Genomic DNA, 22,686 nt, shown 5'->3' on the forward strand with positions numbered 1-22,686 from the left:
GAGCTTAAAAATCATTCATTCATACCGTAATATGAAACTATCTCAGTTCAAATTCGATCTTCCCTTAAATCTGATTGCACAGCACCCGTCCAAGTCAAGAGATGAGTCCCGTTTAATGGTTGTACACCGCGCTACCGGAAAAATAGAGCACAAAGTTTTCAAAGATGTAATTAATTACTTCGGCGATAAGGATGTGATGATGGTGAACAACACCAAAGTTTTCCCTGCAAGACTGTATGGCCGTAAGGAAAAAACGGGCGCAAAAATTGAAGTGTTCCTGCTGCGCGAACTGAATAAGCAAAACCGCTTATGGGATGTAATTGTGGACCCTGCACGTAAAATCAGGGTAGGTAACAAACTGTATTTTGGTGATGATGAGTCGCTGGTAGCAGAAGTAATAGACAATACTACTTCCCGTGGCCGTACGATCCGCTTTTTGTTTGAAGGCAACGAAGAGGAGTTTAAGCAGGTGTTGGACCAATTAGGAGAAACGCCACTGCCTAAATACATCAAACGTAAGCCGGAAGATGAAGATAAGGAGCGTTATCAGACTGTGTATGCCAAGTTTGAAGGCGCTGTAGCAGCACCTACTGCTGGTTTGCACTTTAGCCGTGAGCTGATCAAGCGTTTGGAAATTAAAGGTATCAAGTTTGCAGAAGTTACTTTGCACACCGGTTTAGGTACTTTCCGCCCTATTGAAGTGGAAGACCTGAGCAAGCATAAAATGGATGCGGAATATTTCCACATCGATGAATATGCGGTGAAAATAGTGAACAAGGCAAAAGAAGAGAATCGCAAGATCTGTGCGATCGGTACTACTACCGTTAGAGCGGTAGAATCTTCCGTAACTGCACAAAATCATCTGAAGGCTGCTGAAGGATGGACAAACACCTTCATCCACCCACCTTATGATTTTGCTATTCCCAATGCATTGGTAACTAACTTCCACCTGCCTAAGACCAGCCTGCTGATCATGACCTGCGCCTTTGCCGGTTACGATCTGATCATGGAAGCATACCAACAGGCCATCAAAGAAAAATACCGTTTCTTCAGTTATGGTGATGCCATGCTGATTGTATAATGATATTGATATCGATGAATAAAAAAGTCCTGCCAGCTGGCAGGACTTTTTTTATGGTTATCCACCCGTGGGTATCCGGGATACCGGCGTGGATCTGATGTCGCTGAGATACTTTCTGACGTTATGTTCCAGTTCGGTGGGATAACTATATCCCAGTTTTTCAGACAGTGTTGTGCCTAGTTGATGAACGACATCGGCATATGCAAATAATGCGTTCCAGTTGTCTGTTATATCGCTGCCGGAAAAGGTGGTTTCGATCTGTTGCCACATACCGGGAGATAGATACTTTTTAAAAAGCCTACCGTGTTTGTTGGTCGTTATGTTCCAGTTATTTTCACTGGCGATATACCATTCTATGATTGGCACCAGGTAATCGGTCCGGATCACGTTCTCCGTCATAAATTTGGCATAGAAGATATTATCACGTGCCAGGCATTTAGCCACGTAGGTCATATCCCACCAGCAATCATTCAACACCTGGCTGAATTTCTTTTCCGAAGGTCGTCCGATGATGATGGACTGATAGGTGGGCGTTTTAAGTTTTGTGGCGATATGATCTTTATCGACCAGTACTTTATAGCCAATATCCCAATCTTCCGGCAGGGTATCTTTCTCCGCCTCGTTGATAAACGCTGCTTTTTGGTATAGTTTGAAGTCAACTTTTACGTGGTCGTCATACAGCACCATTTTCATGGCGTGTTTATGATCAAAAAAAGTTTCATCTTCTTCTACCATGGCAATGGCTTTTCCAAAAAGAGAGGTCCATTGATGATCGTACTGATAGGCATCCATGTTTTCAAAAACCAGTTCTACGTCCAGGTCGCTGAAATCATCTACGGGCGCCAGCGGATTTACCAATGAGCTGGTGAGCATCACTAGCCGGATATCGTTATTGTTTGTAGCCCAGTTGATTATCTGCTGGAGTTTTTCATCTCTTGCCTGCATGGGTAATTCGTTTTAGGAAAAGGAGATTGCTTCCTGTCAAGTATAAGTAAAAAAGGCTGATTGAACAATTTGGTTTCTTTTGGGGCTGGTAGTTTTGAGCTTTAAATCCGCTTATTCCGATTTATTTCTACTTTTGCCCTGCATCAGGGAATTAATAATATATGCACCAACGGAAAAAAGTAGCCATCATTGTAGCAGGAGGATCGGGCCTGAGAATGGGAAATGCCACTCCCAAGCAGTTCCTGGATTTGCAGGGCAAGCCTGTTTTGCATCACAGCATTGCTGCTTTTGCGGAGGCGTATGCGGATATGGAAATTGTGCTGGTATTGCCGGAGGCGCATTTCAGTTATGCAGAAATGATCCTGCAAGCCTTTGATACCCTGCACAAAATAACCCTGGTAACCGGAGGGGAAACCCGCTTTCATTCCGTAAAGAACGGTTTGCAGGCAGTATCCGGTGATGCGGTGGTATTTGTACACGATGGGGTGCGTCCGCTGGTATCACCTGCGTTGATCCACCGCTGTTATGAAGCGGCCTTAGTGCACGGTAGTGCGATTCCTGTAATAGATATGAAAGACAGTATCCGTGAGGTGAGTGCTACAAGTAATACTGCTGTGAACCGGGAACACTTTAAGATCATCCAAACTCCCCAGACCTTTCTCTCTGAACTGATCTTACCCGCATTTGATTTACCACACGACCCACTATTTACCGACGAAGCTACGGTAGTAGAGCGGCTGGGGCATCAGATACACCTGGTACCCGGCGACGAAGCCAATATTAAGATTACGAAACCGCTGGATCTGGTGATAGCGGGAGCGCTTTTAAGCTGTTAGCTGTTGGCTATTAGCTTTTAGCTCAATGCAGCGGTGATTGTATATTGTTGGTAGTGTTATTAGCTGTTAGTAATAGCCTCAAGGTCAGCGTAGCTAAAAGCTAATAGCCAACAGCTAACAGCTTATTTAGCTATCTTCTGCAATATCTGATGGGCAACTTCCAGCGCCTGGAAGCCATCGATGACGTTGACGGCTACGGGTTTATTGTGGAGGATGCTATCCCGGAAGAGTTCCAGTTCCATGCGGATGGCATTTACCTGTTTGATTTCCGGGTTGTCGATGGCGATGGTTTTTTTGCCGCTGTTGGTATCGATATCAAGGGTAAACAGCCCTTCATCAGCAGGTGTTTTGAGCTTGATGATTTCTGTTTTTTTGTCGAGGAAATCGATACCGATGTAGGCATCTTTCTGGAAGAGGCGCATTTTGCGCATCTTTTTTAAGGAGATACGGCTGGAGGTAAGGTTAGCTACGCAGCCATTATGAAATTCTATCCGCACGTTGGCAATATCGGGGGTATCGCTCATCACGGCTACGCCACTGGCGGAGATACGGCTGATACTTGATTTTACAATACTGAGTACGATATCAATATCATGGATCATCAGGTCCAGGATCACGCTTACGTCGGTACCTCTGGGATTAAATTCTGCCAGGCGGTGTACTTCAATGAACATGGGTTTGAGATCATAGCCTTTCAGCGCCAGGAAGGCGGGGTTAAAGCGTTCCACATGCCCCACCTGGAATTTGATATTGGCTTCATCCACGAGTTTTACGAGGGTTTTGCCTTCTTCGATGGTGTTGGTCATGGGTTTTTCCACAAAAATATGTTTGCCATTTCTGATGGCCAGTTCACATAGTTTGAAGTGCATGGTAGTAGGTGCAACGATATCTATTGCATCTACCGATTGTATCAGCTCTTCCGCCATGGTAAACCTCGGAATCTGGTATTGTTCGGTCACCCCTGCTGCGTTGGCATTGCTGGGGTCATAAAAGCCTACCACCTCTACATCTTTCATGCTGGCCAGCTGTGAAAGATGAATCTTTCCTAAATGTCCTACCCCGAAGATTCCTATTTTCAACATATGAAAATGAATAAATTAGGTGCGAAAGTAATGAAATTCACATTTATATCGAAAAGTTATATAATTTGAAAAGTGTTTACGGTACAGTTGTTGTGAGCGTTAAGGCAATAATTAGCAGATAGTTATACCAAATTGAAATAAACATATTACTTATGAAACATATCATATTTACCGCTGTGGTAGTAATCGGAGGGTTCACTGCCTGTAACAGCGGAACAAAAAAAGAGGTAGCTAAGGACAGCATGCCTAGTGTAGAAGAAAGTCTGATGGTAAAATCGAATGATGTTGTGGATGAGATAGCTACTACGGTGGAATATAAGGCCGTAAAGCCATCCGACAGTAAAACGGCCGCGGTGATTGCAAAGTATCTGAAAGTGGTATTGAAAGATGACCTGGCCTCTTTGAAAAAGGCAGACCGGAAGTTCAGGTATAGTGCATATGATCTGAACAATGATGGCAAGGATGAGTACCTGGTAGGGTTTCAGAATACTTATTTCTGTGGTTCGGGCGGATGTACTTTTTTGTTGTTGAGTAATGACGGGCAGCGTATCAATGAGTTTACAGTATCTGATACACCGGTGATGGTGCAAAAAACTACCACCAAGGGATATAATGATTTGTTGATCACCAGTGCCGGTAAATGGCATCATATTATTTTTAATGGCACGGCCTATCCTTCCAATCCATCTGTGGAGCCGGAGTATGTGCAAACGCCTGATCCTGCTGCACCGGCATTATTGCCAGATGGAGGGCCGGAATATGCGTTTTAATGTGGCAGTGGGGGCGTTGGTTGCAGATGGGGGCAGCCCGCTTGGTGGGTATTACATGATGCCTTCTTCCACCATACTGTAGTAGCCACCTTCGGATACGATGATATGATCCATTACATCGATATCAAACAGGCTGCCTGCTTCTTTTAGCTTTTGGGTGAGCCGGATATCGGAGTGGCTGGGATGGAGGGTACCGGAGGGATGATTATGGCACAGCAGCAGCCTGCCGGCATTTAGCTCCAGGGCCTCCCGGAATATGATTTTAGGATCTGCAATGGTAAAGGCTACCCCGCCGGAGCTTACGCAGCGATAGTTGATAACCCTGCTGGCGCGGGTGAGGTATAGCACATGAAAGGTTTCATGGCTTTGATCACCTAATAAGGGCTTGAAGAAGAGGGCCGCATCGGAGCCTTTCCGGATGAGTTGTTTTTTTTCCATGTATCCGGCCTGTTTACGCCGGGCCAGCTCGAGGGCGGCTACAATAGCGACTGCTTTAGCATCGCCAATACCACGTATTTTCTTAAGCTGATTTACATTGAGCTTACCCAGTTCTCCCAGGTTGTCTTTGGCTTTGCGGAGTACTTCCTGGGCCAGATCCAGGGCAGATTTGTTTTTATGTCCATTGTTTAATAAAATAGCCAGCAACTCTGCTGTGCTAAGGGTGGTAGCGCCTTTGTGCATGAGCTTTTCGCGGGGCTTATCATCGACGGCCCAATCTTTAATGGCCGTGTGCGGGGTGGGGTTAACGTTCACAGACATAATTCTATTTGATCTTTAAATTAAGTTAAAGATTTCTTTGCAGTCCTGGAAATATTTTTGTCAACATTTTTCCTGTCTGATATGATTAAAAGTTGATATGGTGTGCAGTGGTGGATATTTCAGCTTCACTCATTCTTCTTCATTCACTGATCTGTTTCCAATTGAAGGTGTTGGATATCGTTTTAATAATGCTTGTAGATCTTCTGATAAATCAATGGCCACTTTTGTGATGATCTCCAATTCTTCCGCGCTACAATACTCAGGATTTCGTACCAAAAAATAATACCGGGTGGTCGTCATATTGCATTCACTTTGGACAAAGCCTTTGAAGTTTTGAGATAGTTCACGCATTCTCATATGCAAGTCGGAGAATAAAAGTGGTTTTTCAATGGTATGCATCGTGTTTAGGGTTTAGAGGTTAATAAAAGAGTGTTTTATAAAATGCTAATTCATTGACGTATTACGTATATAAAGTGTCATATTATGTCTATTTAATGTAAAAATAAGCTCAATGTAAATATAATCAATATGGTCATATATCGCCTAGTATGAGTCGTATTTTGACATTAAATTGACATAATACGCCTATTTTGACCCGTTTAATGTTATAATGCCCTTTATTATATTTGTTCGAGTGAGAAATAGAACAAAATATAATAGAATCAAAGCAATGCTTGCATTAAAGGGCAAAGAAAATGGCGAGCTTGCTAAACATTTAGAAGTTTCTACATTTACAATTTCAAAGTGGTGTACAAATACCCGACAACCTTCGATAGTACAACTGTATCAAATCGCAGCTTATTTAAATATTCCTCCCCGCGAATTACTAGAGCCGGAACAACCTGGAGCAGATGAATCATCCTCTAAAATTTGATGGTAATTATTGAATAGAAATTGAATTATATTAGTTGACTCGTTATGAAACAATAGAGGTTGCTAAAACATTCCACGTTTAGCACGAAAGTTTTTATAGGAATACTGTTGCCAGAATCTATTAATTATTAGTGAGTTACTTATTGTTAATATTTTATAAGTGGGTAATGGGGAAGAAAGTGCGGAAAAAAATGGCGGACGGCGCAACAAAAAATCATAGTTTTGCCACCTCTTTCTATTCAATATACACATGCAACCAGCAGTTAAAATCTTTACCGGTAACAGCAATCCCGAGTTGGCCAGCAAAATTGCAAAGAAGTATGGCAATGGCCTGGGAAAAGTGACTATTCAAAAGTTCAGTGATGGCGAGTTTCAGCCTATTTTTCTTGAAAGTATCCGTGGAGATTATGTTTTTCTCATCCAGAGCACCAATGCGCCGTCAGATAATCTGATGGAATTATTGATGATGATAGATGCGGCAAAACGTGCTTCCGCAGGATATATTACTGCCGTGATCCCGTATTTCGGATTTGCACGGCAGGACAGGAAAGATAAGCCCCGTGTGGCTATTGCGTCTAAACTGGTAGCTAATCTGCTTACTTCTGCAGGAGCTAACAGGGTAATAACCATGGACTTACACGCGCCACAGATCCAGGGATTCTTTGATATCCCGGTAGATCATCTGGATAGTTCCGCAATTTTCATCCCTTATATAGAGAATTTAAAGCTGGAAAACCTTACCTTTGCGTCCCCTGACGTAGGAAGTACCAATAGGGTACGTGAGGTGGCAGCCTATTTTAATGCCGAAATGGTGATTTGTGATAAACACCGTAAGCGTGCCAATGAAATAGCTTCCATGGTGGTAATAGGTGACGTAACAGACAGAAACATCGTATTAATAGATGATATCTGTGATACTGCCGGTACACTTACCAAAGCTGCCAACCTGTTGTTGGAGAAAGGAGCAAGAAGCGTAAGGGCATTTTGTACACACCCTGTTTTCAGTGGTGCGGCATATGAAAATATTGAAAATTCTGTGTTGGAAGAGATGGTGGTATGTGATACCATTCCCATCAGGAAAGCAGAGGGAGCATCTAAGATAAAGGTGATCAGTGTAGCAGAACTTTTTGCAGTGGCTATCCGCAATATGCATGAAAACAAGTCTATTACCAGCTTGTTTGTACACAGCCATCGCAAAGCATAATTAACAAGTGTATTTTTTGTAATTATATAAATGTTTAAACAATGAAAACAATAACCATCGAAGGACAACTCAGGAGCGAATACGGCAAAAAAGCCACCCGCCAAATCCGTTCTGAGGAGCAAGTGCCTTGCGTTATTTACGGGGGTGCAGAAACCGTAAGTTTTTCAGCGCCAATTAAAGCCTTCAAAAACCTGGTGTACACACCTGATTTTCAGTTGGCCGAAATTAAACTGGACGGAAAAGTTTACCGTTGCGTATTGAAAGATATGCAGTTTGATGTAGTGACCGATGAACTGGCTCACATCGATCTTCTGGAACTGGTAGAAGACAAAAAAGTACTGGTAACTATTCCTATTAAACTGGTAGGTCAGTCAGTAGGTGTAAAAGCTGGTGGTAAGCTGGTAGTAAAGCTGAAAGCATTAAAAGTAAAAGCATTCCCTAAAGACCTGGTTGAAAACATTGAAGTGAGTGTAGAAAACTTGGAACTGAACGGCAACATCCGCGTAGAAGATGTACAAGCTGGTAACCTGGAGATCATGAACTCTCCGCGTATTCCGATTGCATCTGTGGTAATGACCCGTCAGCTGCGTCAGGAAGAAGCAAGTGCTGAAAAAGATGCTAAAAAGAAATAATCTTTTTGAAAGTATATTTTCAACGGAAGCCCTGCCACTACGGCGGGGCTTTTTTTGTATTTTTGGAGTCTTGCAAGGTTAAGACAGTAACAACATCATGAAATATTTAATTGTAGGTCTGGGAAATATTGGTGCAGAATATGCGCATACCCGTCATAACATAGGTTTTGATGTAGCAGATGCTTTTGTTGCCAAACATAACGCGGTGTTTAAGAGCGATCGCCTGGCGGATGTGGCGGAATGTAAGTGGAAGGGAAGAACGTTTATTATTATCAAGCCCACCACTTATATGAACCTGAGTGGCAAGGCGGTGAAATACTGGATGGACAAAGAGAAGATCGCGCTGGAAAATGTACTGGTCATAGTGGATGAGCTGGCATTGCCATTGGACGTGATCCGGCTGAGAGCCGGGGGTAGTGATGCCGGTCATAATGGATTAAAGAGCATCCAGGAGCTGCTGGGTACCAACCAATATCCCCGTTTACGTTTTGGTATCGGTAATAATTATCCCAAAGGCCGGCAGGTAGATTTTGTATTGGGCAAATGGGAGGCTGAAGAATGGAAGATTGTGCTGATGAAAATAGAAAAATGTACAGAACTCATTGAAGCGGTAGCCACTGTGGGGATGGCACGTGCCATGAATACCTATAATAGTCTTACGTTTCCACCTGTCAAGTAAATTTGTGAATCTAACTACTATCCGTTTTATTTAACCTATTAAAAAACGAACGCATTATGAAAATAATTTGCGTAGGAAGGAATTACGCCGACCATGCGAAAGAACTACAGAATGAAGTGCCCTCAGAGCCAGTGCTTTTTATGAAACCCAAAAATGCATTGCTGCAGAATAATCATCCTTTTTATCACCCGGAGTTTACGACCAACCTGCATTTTGAATGTGAGCTGGTATTAAGGGTGTGTAAAAACGGGAAACATATCCAGGAGAAGTTTGCCGACAAATACTATGATCATATTTCTGTGGGGATAGATTTTACGGCCCGTGATCTGCAGGAAAAGCAGAAAGCCAAAGGGCTGCCCTGGGAGATCGCCAAGGCATTTGACAACTCTGCCGTAGTGGGAAAATTTATCCCGATCACCCCGGAGATGGACAAAGCTGATATTAACTTCTGCCTGTATAAAAACAAGCAGCTGGCGCAGGCCGGGAATACCAAGGATTTGTTGTTTTCCTTTGATTTCCTGGTGTCTTATATCTCGAAGTTCTTTACGCTGAATATTGGGGATCTGATATTTACGGGTACACCTGCAGGAGTGGGGCCGGTTGAAATTGGGGATAAGATGGAAGCATTTATTGAAGACGACAGTTTGCTGGAGTTTGATATAAAATAAAAGATTGATAAAATAGTGTATTACGAATTACTGAGCGGATGATCCGCCTTGGTAATTCGTAATTTTTTTAGGGGATATTGTTATAGATCTCATCCAGAATGCGGGTAAGCTCGTTATAATCCGTTTCAGTCAGGTTGTGCCAGCCTGTTTTCCGCATTTCCATGACCAGGGGCCTTACATCCTTATACTTTTCCACCCCTTTGGGGGTTAGTTGCAGGAATACTTTTCTACGGTCGATGGTATCGGTTTCCCGTTTTACCAGCCCCTTTTTTACCAATAATTCTATAATCCGGGAGATGGTGGTAATATCCTTGGAAGTATTCTTAGCCAGCTCGTTATGGGTGGTTTTCTTGTGTTTGTGCAGATTTTCAATTAGCAGCCATTGGTCCACGGTGATGTCCTTCTGTTGGGCATCAAAGGTCTTTTGCCAGTAATTACGCAGTTTTTTCAGGGTAGCATCCAGTTTAAAAAAAGATGGATTGCTGACGAAAGTATCAGTCATATTCTTTAATTTGCAGTAGCAATAGTTGGTGATACAACTAATTGTAATCAGAAACCATCACACCAAAACAGTCTTACGTGTTTAAAGATAATGTAAGCGCTCCGCATTTTATAGCCGCCGATTCAAATAATGAGCGGAAAGCAGGAAGGAAAACCTTATTGCTACAGGCTTACCGCCTGATGTGCCTCGCCAAAAATATGTCTGAAATATACGAAGCCAACCGCTCCGTATGTAAGTATGTACATTCTACCGCCCGGGGGCATGAGGCCATACAAATAGCTACAGGACTGCAATTGCATCCCTGGGATTATGTAAGTCCTTATTACCGGGATGACAGTATGCTACTAGCTATGGCATTTACGCCTTATGAGCTGATGTTGCAGTTGCTGGCCAAAGGGGAGGACGCTTTCTCCGGCGGCAGGTCTTACTACAGTCATCCTAACAGCCGGCGTACAGACCGTCCCGTTATTCCGCATCAGAGCAGCGCTACCGGGATGCAGGTGATCCCTACTACCGGCATGGCGCAGGGCATCCAGTACCTGGAAACCATACAGGCCGACCTGCTGCCACATGGACCGGATGGGGAGCTGCCGGTGGTGCTTTGTTCCCTGGGAGATGGTAGTGTTACGGAAGGAGAGGTGAGTGAAGCGCTGCAGTTTGCCGTACTTAAACAGTTACCCATCATTTACCTGGTGCAGGACAACGACTGGGGTATCTCGGTAACTGCCGCAGAAGCGAGGACGATGGATGCCTATGAATATGCAGCCGGCTTTAAAGGGCTGGAGCGGATGCGGGTAGATGGCAGCGACTTTGAAGAGAGTTATGAGGCGATGGCCCATGCGATGGAATATGTAAGAACAGAAAGGAAACCTATCCTGGTACATGCCAAAGTACCTTTGCTGGGGCATCATACTTCCGGTGTACGGAAAGAATGGTACCGGCCTGCAGCAGATCTGGCCAAACATGCACAAGATGATCCTATTATTAAACTACGGCAGCTGTTGTTATCGCTCAAAGTAGAAGAAAGTACACTGGTGGCTATTGAAGCTGCCACACAGGAAGAGGTAGCTGTAGATTTTGAGAATGCTACCCGTGCGGCAGAGCCATCTGTAGCCACCGTAAGTGACCATGTTTTTGCACCTACACCCGTAGTAACGGAAAAGGGCACACGCACACCAGCCGATGGTAAAAAAGTAGTGATGGTAGATGCTGCCCTGCATGCGGTGGAAGAAATTATGCAGCAATATCCGGAAGCGATATTTTTTGGTCAGGACGTAGGACGCAGGCTGGGCGGGGTATTTCGCGAAGCCGCTACCCTGGCGGATAAATTCGGGGATCACCGGGTATATAATACCGCCATTCAGGAGGCGTATATCATCGGCGCTACCGCCGGACTTTCGGCAGTAGGCGTGAAACCCATCGTAGAGGTACAGTTTGCCGATTATATCTATCCCGGATTCAATCAGCTGGTGACAGAGATCTCAAAATCCTGTTACCTCAGCGAAGGGAAATTCCCCGTGCAAACCCTCATCCGCGTGCCTATAGGCGCCTACGGTGGTGGTGGTCCCTACCACTCCGGCAGCATAGAATCCACCCTGCTCAGTATCAAAGGCATTAAAGTAGTATATCCTTCCAATGCTGCTGATATGAAAGGCCTGCTGAAAGCCGCCTTCCTGGATCCTAACCCGGTAGTAATGCTGGAACATAAAGGCCTCTATTGGAGCAAAGTACCCGGCACACAGGATGCCATGACCATAGAGCCTGCGGCGGATTATATCCTTCCCCTGGGAAAAGGTAGGGTAGTACTGCCCGCACATCCCAAAGACACCCAACGCGGGAATACCCTTTGCATCATCACCTACGGCATGGGGGTATACTGGGCACAGGCCGCCGCCAAAGCTTTCCCGGGCAACATAGAGATCATTGACCTCCGTTCTTTATTTCCCTTAGATGAAGAACTGATCTACACCACCGTGAAGAAACACGGTAAATGCCTTATCCTCACAGAAGAACAACTCAACAACTCTTTTGCACAGGCACTGGCAGGCAGGATTCAACGCGCCTGTTTCCAATTACTGGATGCACCGGTGTTTACCCTCGGTGCATTAGACCTGCCGGCAGTACCGCTCAACACCGAACTGGAACGCGCCATGCTGCCCAACCCGGAAAAAGTACAGGCCGCGATTAAAGAATTATTAGCTTATTAAAATGCCGGAAAAGTTTAACCGATTTTATTTTGACTTTTAAATATTTGCGGCTATCTTTGCACTCCCGTTTTAAGGATGGGAACAATAAGGCGAGGTAGCTCAGGTGGTTAGAGCGTTGGATTCATAACCCAAAGGTCTCGGGTTCAACTCCCGATCTCGCTACAAGGAATAAAAAAGGTCGCATTAAATGCGGCCTTTTTTATTCTAAATCAACTCTTTAAGAGCTAATCAATAAGTTAGATATTTTGATTAGTTTTACCCACAGGAAAGTACAGGTCGCTAATTTTCAATAATAGTAAGGTTCAACTCCTGTTCTGGTAAAACGTTTATGCTTCGTTATCTTTAAAATTCTGACTATTTACAGAACCGTTGTAAAATACGAGGCTCATTTGATAGACAAATTCAATTAGTTCAGCCTTCTTTTCAGGTGTGAGATCTTTAAATTGCGGAGCCAGGTTAAGTAGTTCCTCCTCAGTAAGTCTTAAATTTTTCTTGGCAGGCATATTCATTCGTAAAGGCTTAAATAAGTAGATACCCGCGAAAATTTTAAATGGTTGCCCGTTCCCGCTACAAAGGAACTTTGTAAAGACTGCATGTGTATATGATACTTTAAAAGTTTTCCCATCGATAGCAGATTCCTTCAAATATTTTTCCAATAAATTTTTGATAATGAAAATGGCAGGCATACTGACTGAATTGCCGGAGTAAATCTTTCTGAAATGCCAGCCTGTTTTCTGCGATCGCCAGTTGCCATTCTTGCCCTGCAGCCCTTTTTGCAATGCTTTTACCTAAGTGTCTTCTTGATTTATTAAACGAGTTTAGCCAGCTGATCGCGATTTTTATATACCTTCATGATCGCTTCAACAACTGAGTCCATATCTTCTTTCGTGCCCAGTAATGTACCAACTGCATAAAGACCTGCCATATGCGCACAGGCTTTATCGCATTCAGGTTTATGAAGATCTTTTTTCCATTGCTGTAGCCTGTTTTTTCCAAATATGGATTTGTATCCCTGAAGGCTTAAGATATAGTTTGTCCATGGTTCTTTGTGTAGCCCCTGTGAAATGTAGCCGGACAGACCAACTCCTTCTGCCTGGATGGCTTTCAGAAAGATGCTCCGGTCTGCATTATTAAAATGTTCTTTCTGGTAACTCATACCAAACAGATAATAGGCGGCGCTGTCCGTGCCTTCATACATTTTTTGCACTTTTAAACCAGGAAAATCTTTCAACTGCTCACGGAGGTAAGCCGCATTATTATTCCTCAGATCAAAGCGCTGCTGAATAGTGTCCTGCTGGCCATTCAATATAGCAGCCTGAAATTCATTCATCCTGTACTTTGGACCAATGCGAACGTGATCACCGATGATTTTCCCATGCTGGTCGACCATTGGTGTTCTGGCGGTGCCGTGGTTCATTACAGAATATACTTTATCTATCAGTTGCTCATCACTACCAATAACTGCTCCGCCTTCACCGCAGGACACCTGTTTGCTTCCCTGGAAACTGAAGCAGCCAAGGTTACCGATGTTACCCAGCTTTGTACCTTTGTAGGACGCAAGATGTGCCTGCGCAGCATCTTCCACTACGTACAAGTTGTGTTTTTTTGCAATGGCTATGATCCTATCCATTTCACAGGGAGCGCCTAACATATGTACCGGTATAATTGCTTTGGTGCGGATATTTATTTTACTTTCCACATCTTCTGCATTCAACTGATAAGAATATGGATCAAGATCTGCAAATACAGGTAGGGCATGACAGGTTATAATAGCTGAAACGGTACCCATATCTGTATAGGGAGAAGTGATCACCTCATCACCCGGCCCTATGCCTAATGCAAACAGACAGGTATTGAGAGATTGAGTGCCAGAGCCGGTGGCAACAGCATATTTTGCGCCGGTCATAGTGGCAAAATCCAATTCCCATTGGGAAACCTTTGTTTTTTCTGCATCAATGCGGCTCCAGATGCCACTATTGGTGGCATCTGAAAGGTTATCTATCATTTTCTGGTTCCGGTATGGCCATTGCGGCCATGTCATTTTATCCCTTACGGGTGTGCCCCCCAGTATGGCCAGTTTATCCGGATCGTTGGAGGTGCGCGCAAAGGAAGGGATATTATATGCTGCCAGGTAAGCCAGCGTGCCAGCGGAAACTTTTCTAATAAAATCTCTTCTGCCAGTTATATGTTTCATACAAGTTTTTTTTGAATAAACAGATTGATTTCTTTATGCTTGCCTGAGGCAGTACAACTTTGATTTACATGTATAGTAAACGGTTCCATCCGGTAATACAGTAGCAGCACCTATTTCACCAGGAACTTTACATACTTCAGTCATTTTGCCCGTCTTCAGATTTAAAGATGTCAGTACATCGTTTGTGAAAAAGCCAAGTGTATTTTCTTTTAACCTGACCAGCACGTTGGTATAATCACTAATCTGAATTGTTTGGGTGATCTCTTTTTTCATAGGATCATAAATACTCAGTTCCTTTTTATGCGAAAAGATTACTAATCCATCCATAGCCAGCAGCGCTCTGTTTAAGGCTATTCCTTTTTCAAAAGGGATAGCCTTGACTACGCCGATACCTGGTTTCCATACTACGAAATGGCATTGTATGTCATTGTTATAAGGTAACCCGCTAGCATGTCCGTTCGTAGTGAAATAGATATATTCATGATCAGCAGTGATGCCGGTGAGCTGTTGTTCCGGAATAGGATCGTACCATGACTTGACTTCCTGTGTAAGCGGATTTACGCTGGACAGGCCGCCTCCATAAATACCATATTTGGCGGACCATCCGGTCCATACGTTTCCATCCGGCCCTAGTACACTTTTGGCTTCAGGCCTTATCAGGTCTGGTCCTACCGTTCCAACCAGTTTAGGATTTTTATTTTCCAGCTGATTCCAGGGTTTCTTTGGGTCGTAGATCATCAGGTCTCCTCCTACATAGGCGGACAGGTGTAATTGTTTATTTACGAAAACCATTCCGTATACTTCTCCGCCGTTTTTGCATACGGCGGCTGAATTCCAGTACTCCTTTGTTTTAGGGTCAAAAGAAAAAATAGTTTGACCAAAACCACAGGAGCCCCATATCTTACCTTCATCATCATGTGTGATGGACATGATAGTGGTAGGAGGGGCTTCTACTGGTATGCGTTTTAATGATACATTAACTGTTGCGGAATAGTTTTCAGGTGCGTCTGTAATAAAATAATCCTGCCCGCGTACGCCAGCCAGCTGTCCATTTTTCAATGTGATAAAAGAGCACCATTCGCCGTTTTGGATCTTGATATGTGTTTTTTCCATTTTTGCTTCATACCCTTCTGTTGGTAAGGGCTTCAGCGTTTTAGCATCATAAAATGCCAAGCCAGTTTTTGTTTGAACGGCGATGAATTCTGTATTCACTTCTTTGATGACATCATCCGGTTGGCCAAAATCTTCCAGTTTTCCGGAATCAAGGTGATACACTTTTATGCCCTTTGTGTTGAAGCCATACCATACAAATACATATCCAGGCGCCTGACAATACACTGGCCGGCTGTACTGGTTCTCCGGATTGTCAGATACTTTGCCAAGGTTTTTGAGCTCATTGGTGGCAGGATCATATTGTGTTAGAATGCAACCTGGATAGGTGCCACCATATATTTTGTTGTCAGAGGCCAGCCCCATTTGCCAGAAATAGGATTCTCCTTTTGAAACAATGGGCTCCGCCCATTTTCTTTTTTTCAGATCAAATACATGCAGGTAAGCCTGGTCTGTACAGGTACCAACAATAATTTTATTGTTGTGATAGTTTACAAGTCCCCAGGCACCTGCTCCTATAGGCAATGGGAAGTTTTCACCCTTGCCGGTTTTAATATCAATGAGAATGATATTACCTGTTTCTCCATCTGCATAGTTGGAAAGCAGGAATTTTTCACGATTATCTTTTGGATCAATCACAGAAGTTCTGGCCAGGATATTGAAGTTGCGGCATGGCTGACCCGACAAAACAGGTTTGCCAGCCTTTGGTACGGAAGCATATACAAGTTCGCTGGCTATGGATAGGACCATCATGGATAGGCCTGCTTTTCCAGTTTGGTTTAAAAATTTTCTTCTATTCATATTATTGAAAGATTATTTGTAGTGTATAACTGGCCTGTTGTATTTCGGAAGCCTGTCTATACAGGGCTTGATCACCTGCATGGCATTTTCGCCAAGGATCCTGCGTTTGGTGGCAACTGAGGATCGGGAGAAAACAACCCATCCCAGTTGCGGTCTTGGATCTCTCATGGGGAGGTCTGAGCCATACAATACTCTGTTTTCTCCTGCACCTGCAACGAGGTAATCGATGATGCCGCAAGGAACGGCGGTTAATGTGATCTCTGCATAAATGTTTGGGAACTTTTTGATCACAGCAATAACCTTATCTGCGTAATCATAACTTTGTCCTGCATGCGCGATCAGCCACCTGACGTTCTTGTATCTGGCAGCCAGGGTTTCATATTCTGCCATGTTTCCACTTTGAGAATGTAGCAGCGCATAGAAGTGGTGGTCGTTGCCATATTTCCACCATTGTTCCCAGGAGGGATCGTCGTAGCTCACACCGATATAGTGATATGGTTTCATGCCGATGAAACGTTGATCCCTTTCGTATAGACCGGGGATCATCTTTTTTAATTCATCCTGTGTATAATGAACGGGATCAAAGTTGGCCAGCCCCCAGTATCCGGGCGGCGCTACATCTAATGCCTGGCTGGTGGTGATGTTTCCTGCTGCGGTATTAACGCTTACTACGCCATTCCAGCTCATAAATCCTCCTCCGGCATATCCCAGTCTTTTAGCGAGGGCAAAGATCCCTTTAGGACCGCCATTTTCCATCGTGTAACTCCATCCCGCACCATTCAGTCCTTCGTGAAGCATGTGCATATGCATGTCTATAATGGGTACCGGTAATGGTCTCCCATGTCTTACAGCAGTCATCAGTTCATCTTCGTGTTTGTTCACATATTCTTCAGGAGGCTGCTGGCCTTTCAGTAGCCGAATAAGGTTACCTCCTGCAATTTTGGCTCTCGCATCTTCCGGAATTTCTGCATAATCAATAAACGTTCTATGGGCGCCGGCAGACATGGTTGGAGAATTGGTGCCGAATATCATCTGGTTTACCAGTCCTTTACCATACATGTATTCAATGCCATACATATTCTGAAGATTATCGAATGTGCAATGCAGATTGGAATGATTTTCCATCATAGGAATGAGGTTCCGCTGACTGTCCCAGTAAACACTTGTTAGCAGTATGGGTAGTTGCGGGTATTGTGTGAGCAGCTCCTCCAGGTCTTGCCAGTTACCAAATTCAGATAGTTGAATGATGGTCAGTACCTGGTTTTCATTCAGCCAGCGCAGGATATCCTGTTGATATGGAGCTTTCCAGTTCCAGCCATTCGTTGCAGGGTGAAGGGAAACTGCACGAACATGATGTGCCTGCATTTTGCGTCCCAGTTCTTCCGGGGGAGGAAACTCACTGGTAAGACCAGGCATAACATTCCATACAGCAAATAAATGCGGGTATGGCTTCAGCATATTGCTCAGTTCCAGATTGGAATACATGGCATCATAATAAGTGCTCATTGTATAAGACACCAGCGCGCCGGATACAGAGCAGTGTTCCATTTCCGAAATAAGTTCGGAAAGTTTCCAAGGCTCGGCGGGATGCTTATATTTACGTGGGCCAATGCAGGCAAAGGCATCAAAATAACATACTGGTTTGTGCCCTGCATTTATTTCCAGATTATTAGCGAATGCAGAAAATGGTGCAGCCTGACTGAGTGTTAATCCCATACCTGCAAGAGAGGTAAGCCGCAGAAAGTCTCGTCTTGATAAATTTTTTTCTGACATATTTCCCCATTTTGAAGATGACCCGGTTTCAGCGAGATATGACTAATAGGTGGCTCTGCCTCCGGAAATATCGAAAATGAATCCGGTGTTGAAACTAGCTTCCTCCGAAATGATCCATGCTGCAATGGCAGCTACCTCTTCTACTGTACCTAATCTGTTCATCGGTATTTTTGCTGTCATATAAGCCAGTTGTTCCGGGGAAGTGTTTTCATTCATTGCGGTTTTGATAACTGCAGGCGCTAGTCCGTTCACTGTAATGTTACGGGTGGCGTATTCTTTCCCCACGCCTTTTACGAGGCCAATTACACCTGATTTCATGGAAGAATAGCCGCACATGTTAGGATTACCATCCTTGCCGCCGATGGATGCCATTAACAATATCCTGCCATATCCATTTTTTTCCATGGCCTGCACTGCATATTTTGTCATGAGGAAACTGCCGCGGAGATTAATTTTATAGATCTTATCAAATGCATCTACAGGATAATCTGCGATAGGGGTGGAGGTTGGTCCTACTATGCCGGCAGAATTCACCATGATATCCAGTTTTCCATGATCCTGTATTATCTTGTCAATCGCATCTTTCACTTCTTCTTCGTTGGAGATATCAGCGAGTTGTGTAGTTATAGCATAACCAGCCCGCTGAAATTCAGTGGCCGTTCTTTCCAGCAGAGAAGGGTTGATGTCCAGCAGTACAACTGTGGCTCCTTCTGATGCTATACGTTCTGCGATTGCTTTGCCGATGCCATCTGCAGCGCCGGTAATTAATGCTACCCGGTTGTTGAATCGTTTGTTCATATATTAAGATTGAATTAAAATTTGTTACTGGTATCCAAGCCCTTCCACCTATAGTTCAACAACATTTCCGGCTTTCCCAAAGCGAATGAGCTTCATATTAAAATATTATGGCTAATAGGTTAAGGGTGCTTGCTGTAATTGTAATTTAGATTCATTTATTGTACACTAAATTTATGTATAAATGTATACAAAAATAACATTAGGATGTATGTAATTAATATTAAAACACGAGGTAATCCTTTTTTTTGTGAATGGGGAATGTATTTTAATGGCATATGAGTATTTGCTGGAATGGCTATTAAATAAGGAAACCTTAGGATTGTAGCTTGTCTGGCTGGTTTTTTGGTGATGGTCTGGACGGCTCAAAGGACTAGTTAAAAAATAATGTAGCCAATTTAAAAAAAAACTAAAAATGTATTCAAAAGTAAATTATATTTGTAGACAATAGGTGAATACACAGCAAAAAGGATCGCGATCCGTTTGTAGGGTACAATAACAACCAATATCTCATGTATGATTTTTAAAACCTGGTAATCAGGTCTGTGGGAATAGTATGCCCGGCAGAAAAAAAAGCCAAAATTTACAGGTAGCGATCTTCTTCGATGCCTGGTACTTACTCAAATAAATAGATCATGAAAAAATATCTATTCCGCCTATTGGCGTTTATGCCGTTGCTTGTATTCTTTCCATTTTCCGGAGGTTATGTAATGGCACAGGATGCTTCACGTACTATCCGGGGAAAAGTTGTAGATGCCGAAACCGGTCAGCCAGTAATTGGCGCCACTGTTCGGATACAACATAAAAACACCGGTACTGCTACCAGTCAGGAAGGTTTATTCTCTATTGAAGCAGTGTCTTCGGATGTGCTGCAATTTACCTCCATCGGATACGAAGTTGTAACGATTCCTGTTAAGGAGCAGAATTTTATTGCTGTTAAATTGGGCATATCCAAATCCACTTTGAATGATGTGGTGGTGGTAGGGTATGGCACACAGAAAAAGATTAACATGACGGGGGCTGTATCAACGGTGAACTCCAAAGTTATTGAAGACAGGCCTATTACAACCCTTGCTGGTGCATTGCAGGGAGCTGCAGCAGGATTGGTTATAACCAGAACATCTGGTCAGCCTGGTGCGGAAAACTTTGGTATTCAGATCCGTGGTGCTACTTCGGCAAATGGTGCGGTTAGTCCACTGGTAATATTAGATGGTGTGGCAGCATCGACCACTGTATTGCTTACATTGAATCCTAACGATGTTGAAAACGTTACGATGCTAAAAGATGCTGCTGCGGCTTCTATATATGGCGCGCAGGCGGCAGGAGGGGTGATGATCGTTACTACAAAGAAGGGTAAATCAGGTAAGGCTGTATTTGAATATTCCAATTTATTTTCTGCGCAAAAACCACTGAATGTTCCCGAGAAGCTAAGCTTGTTGGAAGAAATGTTATATGTGAATGTTTCTGCAGCTAATTCAGGAGGAAATCCGGGCTATTCTGCCACTGATATTAATCGTGTGCGTTTAGGCCTGCAATATTATGTGGATCCTAATGACACCACCAGGTACGTCAATTATAATTCAAAAAGCCAGCTAGCCGAGATACTTCGCAATAACAGCGCAATGTCTACGCATAATTTTTCCGTAAAAGGAGGTACAGAAAAAACACATTACCTCTTGTCGCTGGGCTTGTTTGATCAAAATGGCATTTTTAAAATAGGGCCCGATAAGTACAAGCGGTATAATGCCCGTATCAACATGGGTACACAGATCACGGATAAAATAACTTTTGATGCAAGGGTAGGCTTTCATGTCACAGATATGGTGCAGCCAACAATTACACCTGACGGCACCTGGAGTACCAGCTTGTTAAATGTGCTTTACCGGTTTCGCAACCGTAATCCTTTACGAACACCTGAAGGCCGTTACAACGATAATTCTGCTGCTGGTATTACTTCCTATGCGATATTGGATGCAGGTGGTCAGATTAAATCTATGTCCAGAAATCTGGATGGAGTTTTCACTCTGCAATCCAAAGATCTGCTGGTAAAAGGGTTAGATCTTACCATAAAGTATGGTGGTCAGTATTACAATAATGAAAATGCCAATTTCTATAGAACTGTACAAACCTGGTTCAGATCAGTGCCGGGTGAAAAACTCCAGGATCCAAATTCATTCGAACGCAGTGTTTCTACTAACTGGAACAGTAATGTACAGTTTTTAGCTGATTACGATTGGTCGTTTGGAAAGGATCATAGTTTTCACCTGTTGGGAGGCTATCAGTGGAATGATAACCGTTATCAATACCTTGGGGCTTCTGTGGGCAGCCTAGTGAGTAATGACCTAGGAGCTTTGGCCCTGGGGAATAATCTTACACGGGGTAACTGGGATAATGTAGGTACTTCTGCTTTCCAGTCTGTATTTGGTAGGTTTAATTATGTGTTTAGAGATAAATACCTGGTGGAAGCTACATTGCGGGCTGATGAAAGCTCCCGCCTATCTCCCGGAAGAAGAACAAAAGTATTCCCGGCAGTGTCGGCTGGTTGGAAATTACAGAATGAACCCTGGTTTGAAGTGATAAGGCCTGTGTTCTCCGAATTTAAGATCAGGGGTTCCTGGGGTCGTCTTGGAAGCGCTGAAGGCGGGATTATCGGGGAGTATGATTATATTGATAAATTGTGGTCCGGATCAAACGTAGTTTTAGGGAATACGGAAACAAAATCCTCTTACTTCTATAATGGTGCAATTCCTTCCGCTACATTGACCTGGGAAACGCTGGAGACTTCCAACCTGGGAGTAGATTTGGGGTTACTCAAAAATAAATTGAATATCAGCTTTGATTATTATGTAAAGCATAATAACAACATGCTGATCCCTCAGCAATTGCCGGTTATATTAGGTATCAATGCGCCTGTTGTTAATGGAGGTAAACTCCGTTCCTGGGGCTGGGAAATACAATTGAGTTATGCAGATAGAACAGCGATTGGTATTGATTACAGTGTCTCATTTAATTTATCAGACAATCAGAATAAGCTGTTGAAGTATAACAATAATAACAGTGTTTGGCTGGGAACTGTTTCATTATTGGAAGGTTATCCTTTGAATACCATCTGGGGATATAAGACGGATGGCTATATTCAGAACCAAAAAGATCTTGATAATTCACCTTTTTACAGCAGCCAGATAGGCATAGGGGATGTTAAATATGTAGACCAGGACCGTAATGGCATGCTTAATAATGGAAGCGGAATTGTTACTAAACGAGGAGACCTGGTTTATCTTGGTACTAATCAACCCCGTTATTCTTTTGGCTGGACTGGTTCTGTTGCCTGGAAGGGGATTGATCTGCAGTTATTTTTGCAAGGTGTTTTCCAGAATACTTTCCTTGCTGAAACTGATGCCATACATCCTTCTACCGGCAGTTGGATAATCCCTTTGAAAATGCATCTTGATTATTGGACGGAAGATAACAGGGATGCAGCATTTCCCCGGCCAAGAGGCGGTACTGCCAGTTATCTGACATCTGATAAATGGATGATGAACGGGGCTTATATGCGTCTAAAGAACATTCAGTTAGGATATAGCCTGCCTAAGCAGTTGCTGGAGAAAATACATGTTAATCGTCTTCGTTTATTTTTCAGCGGACAGGATATTCTTACCTGGGATAAGCTGGGTATTTTCTCTAATACTTTCAACCCTGAAAGTATGAACAGTGTAGGGCATAATTATCCTTTATTTGGTACTTATTCCTTTGGTGTGAATGTTTCTTTTTAATC

The 22,686-nt window shown here is 43.4% G+C and carries 20 protein-coding genes and 1 tRNA gene; 11 read left to right on the top strand and 10 right to left on the bottom strand.

Going from position 1 to position 22,686, the window contains the following annotated elements; genetic code table 11:
• Positions 1–31: 31 nt before the first annotated feature.
• A complete protein-coding gene (gene queA / locus ABR189_RS23010; RefSeq protein ID WP_354662841.1) occupies positions 32–1,081 on the top strand; it encodes a tRNA preQ1(34) S-adenosylmethionine ribosyltransferase-isomerase QueA in 1,050 nt (349 codons plus the stop codon).
• A 57-nt stretch (positions 1,082–1,138) separates the two neighbouring features.
• On the opposite strand, the gene ABR189_RS23015 is transcribed toward queA, so the two are convergent.
• A complete protein-coding gene (locus ABR189_RS23015) occupies positions 1,139–2,026 on the bottom strand; it encodes an AadS family aminoglycoside 6-adenylyltransferase (protein ID WP_354662842.1) in 888 nt (295 codons plus the stop codon).
• Positions 2,027–2,187: 161 nt separating this feature from the next.
• On the opposite strand from ABR189_RS23015, the gene ABR189_RS23020 reads away from it, so the two are divergent.
• Complete coding sequence (locus tag ABR189_RS23020; protein WP_354662843.1) at positions 2,188–2,862, top strand: 2-C-methyl-D-erythritol 4-phosphate cytidylyltransferase; 675 nt, start codon at positions 2,188–2,190, stop codon at positions 2,860–2,862.
• A 122-nt stretch (positions 2,863–2,984) separates the two neighbouring features.
• Here the strand turns inward: ABR189_RS23020 and ABR189_RS23025 are convergent, their stop codons facing one another.
• Positions 2,985–3,944: a Gfo/Idh/MocA family protein gene (locus ABR189_RS23025; protein WP_354662844.1), complete on the bottom strand. Its 960-nt coding sequence runs from the start codon at positions 3,942–3,944 to the stop codon at positions 2,985–2,987.
• 152 nt (positions 3,945–4,096) lie between these two features.
• On the opposite strand from ABR189_RS23025, the gene ABR189_RS23030 reads away from it, so the two are divergent.
• The gene (locus ABR189_RS23030) at positions 4,097–4,714 is read left to right on the top strand and encodes a COG3650 family protein (RefSeq protein WP_354662845.1); all 618 of its coding nucleotides are present in this window, start codon (positions 4,097–4,099) and stop codon (positions 4,712–4,714) included.
• Positions 4,715–4,765: 51 nt separating this feature from the next.
• Here the strand turns inward: ABR189_RS23030 and radC are convergent, their stop codons facing one another.
• Both radC and ABR189_RS23040 read right to left on the bottom strand, forming a co-directional pair.
• The gene (gene radC, locus ABR189_RS23035) at positions 4,766–5,473 is read right to left on the bottom strand and encodes a RadC family protein (protein WP_354662846.1); all 708 of its coding nucleotides are present in this window, start codon (positions 5,471–5,473) and stop codon (positions 4,766–4,768) included.
• 129 nt (positions 5,474–5,602) lie between these two features.
• Entirely contained in the window at positions 5,603–5,872 is a 270-nt protein-coding gene (locus ABR189_RS23040; RefSeq protein WP_354662847.1) for a hypothetical protein, read from the bottom strand.
• 235 nt (positions 5,873–6,107) lie between these two features.
• Between ABR189_RS23040 and ABR189_RS23045 the strand changes: the two genes are divergently transcribed.
• From ABR189_RS23045 to ABR189_RS23065, 5 genes are all read left to right on the top strand, one after another.
• On the top strand, positions 6,108–6,347 hold the full coding sequence (locus ABR189_RS23045) for a helix-turn-helix transcriptional regulator (protein WP_354662848.1): 240 nt from the start codon (positions 6,108–6,110) through the stop codon (positions 6,345–6,347).
• A gap of 249 nt (positions 6,348–6,596) precedes the next feature.
• Positions 6,597–7,550, top strand: coding sequence for a ribose-phosphate pyrophosphokinase (locus ABR189_RS23050; protein WP_354662849.1), 954 nt, complete (start codon positions 6,597–6,599; stop codon positions 7,548–7,550).
• Between the two features lie 41 nt (positions 7,551–7,591).
• Positions 7,592–8,182, top strand: a complete 591-nt coding sequence (locus ABR189_RS23055; RefSeq protein WP_354662850.1) for a 50S ribosomal protein L25 — start codon at positions 7,592–7,594, stop codon at positions 8,180–8,182.
• Positions 8,183–8,279: 97 nt separating this feature from the next.
• Complete coding sequence (gene pth, locus ABR189_RS23060; RefSeq protein ID WP_354662851.1) at positions 8,280–8,861, top strand: aminoacyl-tRNA hydrolase; 582 nt, start codon at positions 8,280–8,282, stop codon at positions 8,859–8,861.
• 56 nt (positions 8,862–8,917) lie between these two features.
• Complete coding sequence (locus tag ABR189_RS23065) at positions 8,918–9,529, top strand: fumarylacetoacetate hydrolase family protein (RefSeq protein WP_354662852.1); 612 nt, start codon at positions 8,918–8,920, stop codon at positions 9,527–9,529.
• A 67-nt stretch (positions 9,530–9,596) separates the two neighbouring features.
• On the opposite strand, the gene ABR189_RS23070 is transcribed toward ABR189_RS23065, so the two are convergent.
• A complete protein-coding gene (locus ABR189_RS23070; RefSeq protein ID WP_354662853.1) occupies positions 9,597–10,031 on the bottom strand; it encodes a MarR family winged helix-turn-helix transcriptional regulator in 435 nt (144 codons plus the stop codon).
• 77 nt (positions 10,032–10,108) lie between these two features.
• On the opposite strand from ABR189_RS23070, the gene ABR189_RS23075 reads away from it, so the two are divergent.
• A complete protein-coding gene (locus ABR189_RS23075) occupies positions 10,109–12,238 on the top strand; it encodes an alpha-ketoacid dehydrogenase subunit alpha/beta (protein ID WP_354662854.1) in 2,130 nt (709 codons plus the stop codon).
• A gap of 88 nt (positions 12,239–12,326) precedes the next feature.
• Positions 12,327–12,400, top strand: a tRNA-Met gene (locus ABR189_RS23080).
• 164 nt (positions 12,401–12,564) lie between these two features.
• Here the strand turns inward: ABR189_RS23080 and ABR189_RS23085 are convergent.
• Genes ABR189_RS23085 through ABR189_RS23105 form a run of 5 tightly spaced genes read right to left on the bottom strand, consistent with a single transcriptional unit; the run spans position 12,565 to position 18,914 of the window.
• Positions 12,565–13,017: a hypothetical protein gene (locus ABR189_RS23085; protein ID WP_354662855.1), complete on the bottom strand. Its 453-nt coding sequence runs from the start codon at positions 13,015–13,017 to the stop codon at positions 12,565–12,567.
• A 29-nt stretch (positions 13,018–13,046) separates the two neighbouring features.
• A complete protein-coding gene (locus ABR189_RS23090; protein ID WP_354662856.1) occupies positions 13,047–14,432 on the bottom strand; it encodes a DegT/DnrJ/EryC1/StrS family aminotransferase in 1,386 nt (461 codons plus the stop codon).
• 33 nt (positions 14,433–14,465) lie between these two features.
• Positions 14,466–16,295, bottom strand: coding sequence for a hypothetical protein (locus ABR189_RS23095; protein ID WP_354662857.1), 1,830 nt, complete (start codon positions 16,293–16,295; stop codon positions 14,466–14,468).
• Positions 16,296–16,355: 60 nt separating this feature from the next.
• Positions 16,356–18,116, bottom strand: a complete 1,761-nt coding sequence (locus ABR189_RS23100; protein WP_354662858.1) for an amidohydrolase family protein — start codon at positions 18,114–18,116, stop codon at positions 16,356–16,358.
• A 42-nt stretch (positions 18,117–18,158) separates the two neighbouring features.
• Positions 18,159–18,914, bottom strand: coding sequence for an SDR family NAD(P)-dependent oxidoreductase (locus tag ABR189_RS23105; RefSeq protein WP_354662859.1), 756 nt, complete (start codon positions 18,912–18,914; stop codon positions 18,159–18,161).
• Between the two features lie 632 nt (positions 18,915–19,546).
• Here ABR189_RS23105 and ABR189_RS23110 point away from each other — a divergent pair.
• Positions 19,547–22,684 carry a SusC/RagA family TonB-linked outer membrane protein gene (locus ABR189_RS23110; protein ID WP_354662860.1) on the top strand — a complete coding sequence of 1,046 codons (3,138 nt, stop codon included), beginning with the start codon at positions 19,547–19,549 and terminating at the stop codon, positions 22,682–22,684.
• Positions 22,685–22,686: the final 2 nt, after the last annotated feature.

Source organism: Chitinophaga sp. H8 (assembly GCF_040567655.1).
GTDB lineage: Bacteria > Bacteroidota > Bacteroidia > Chitinophagales > Chitinophagaceae > Chitinophaga > Chitinophaga defluvii.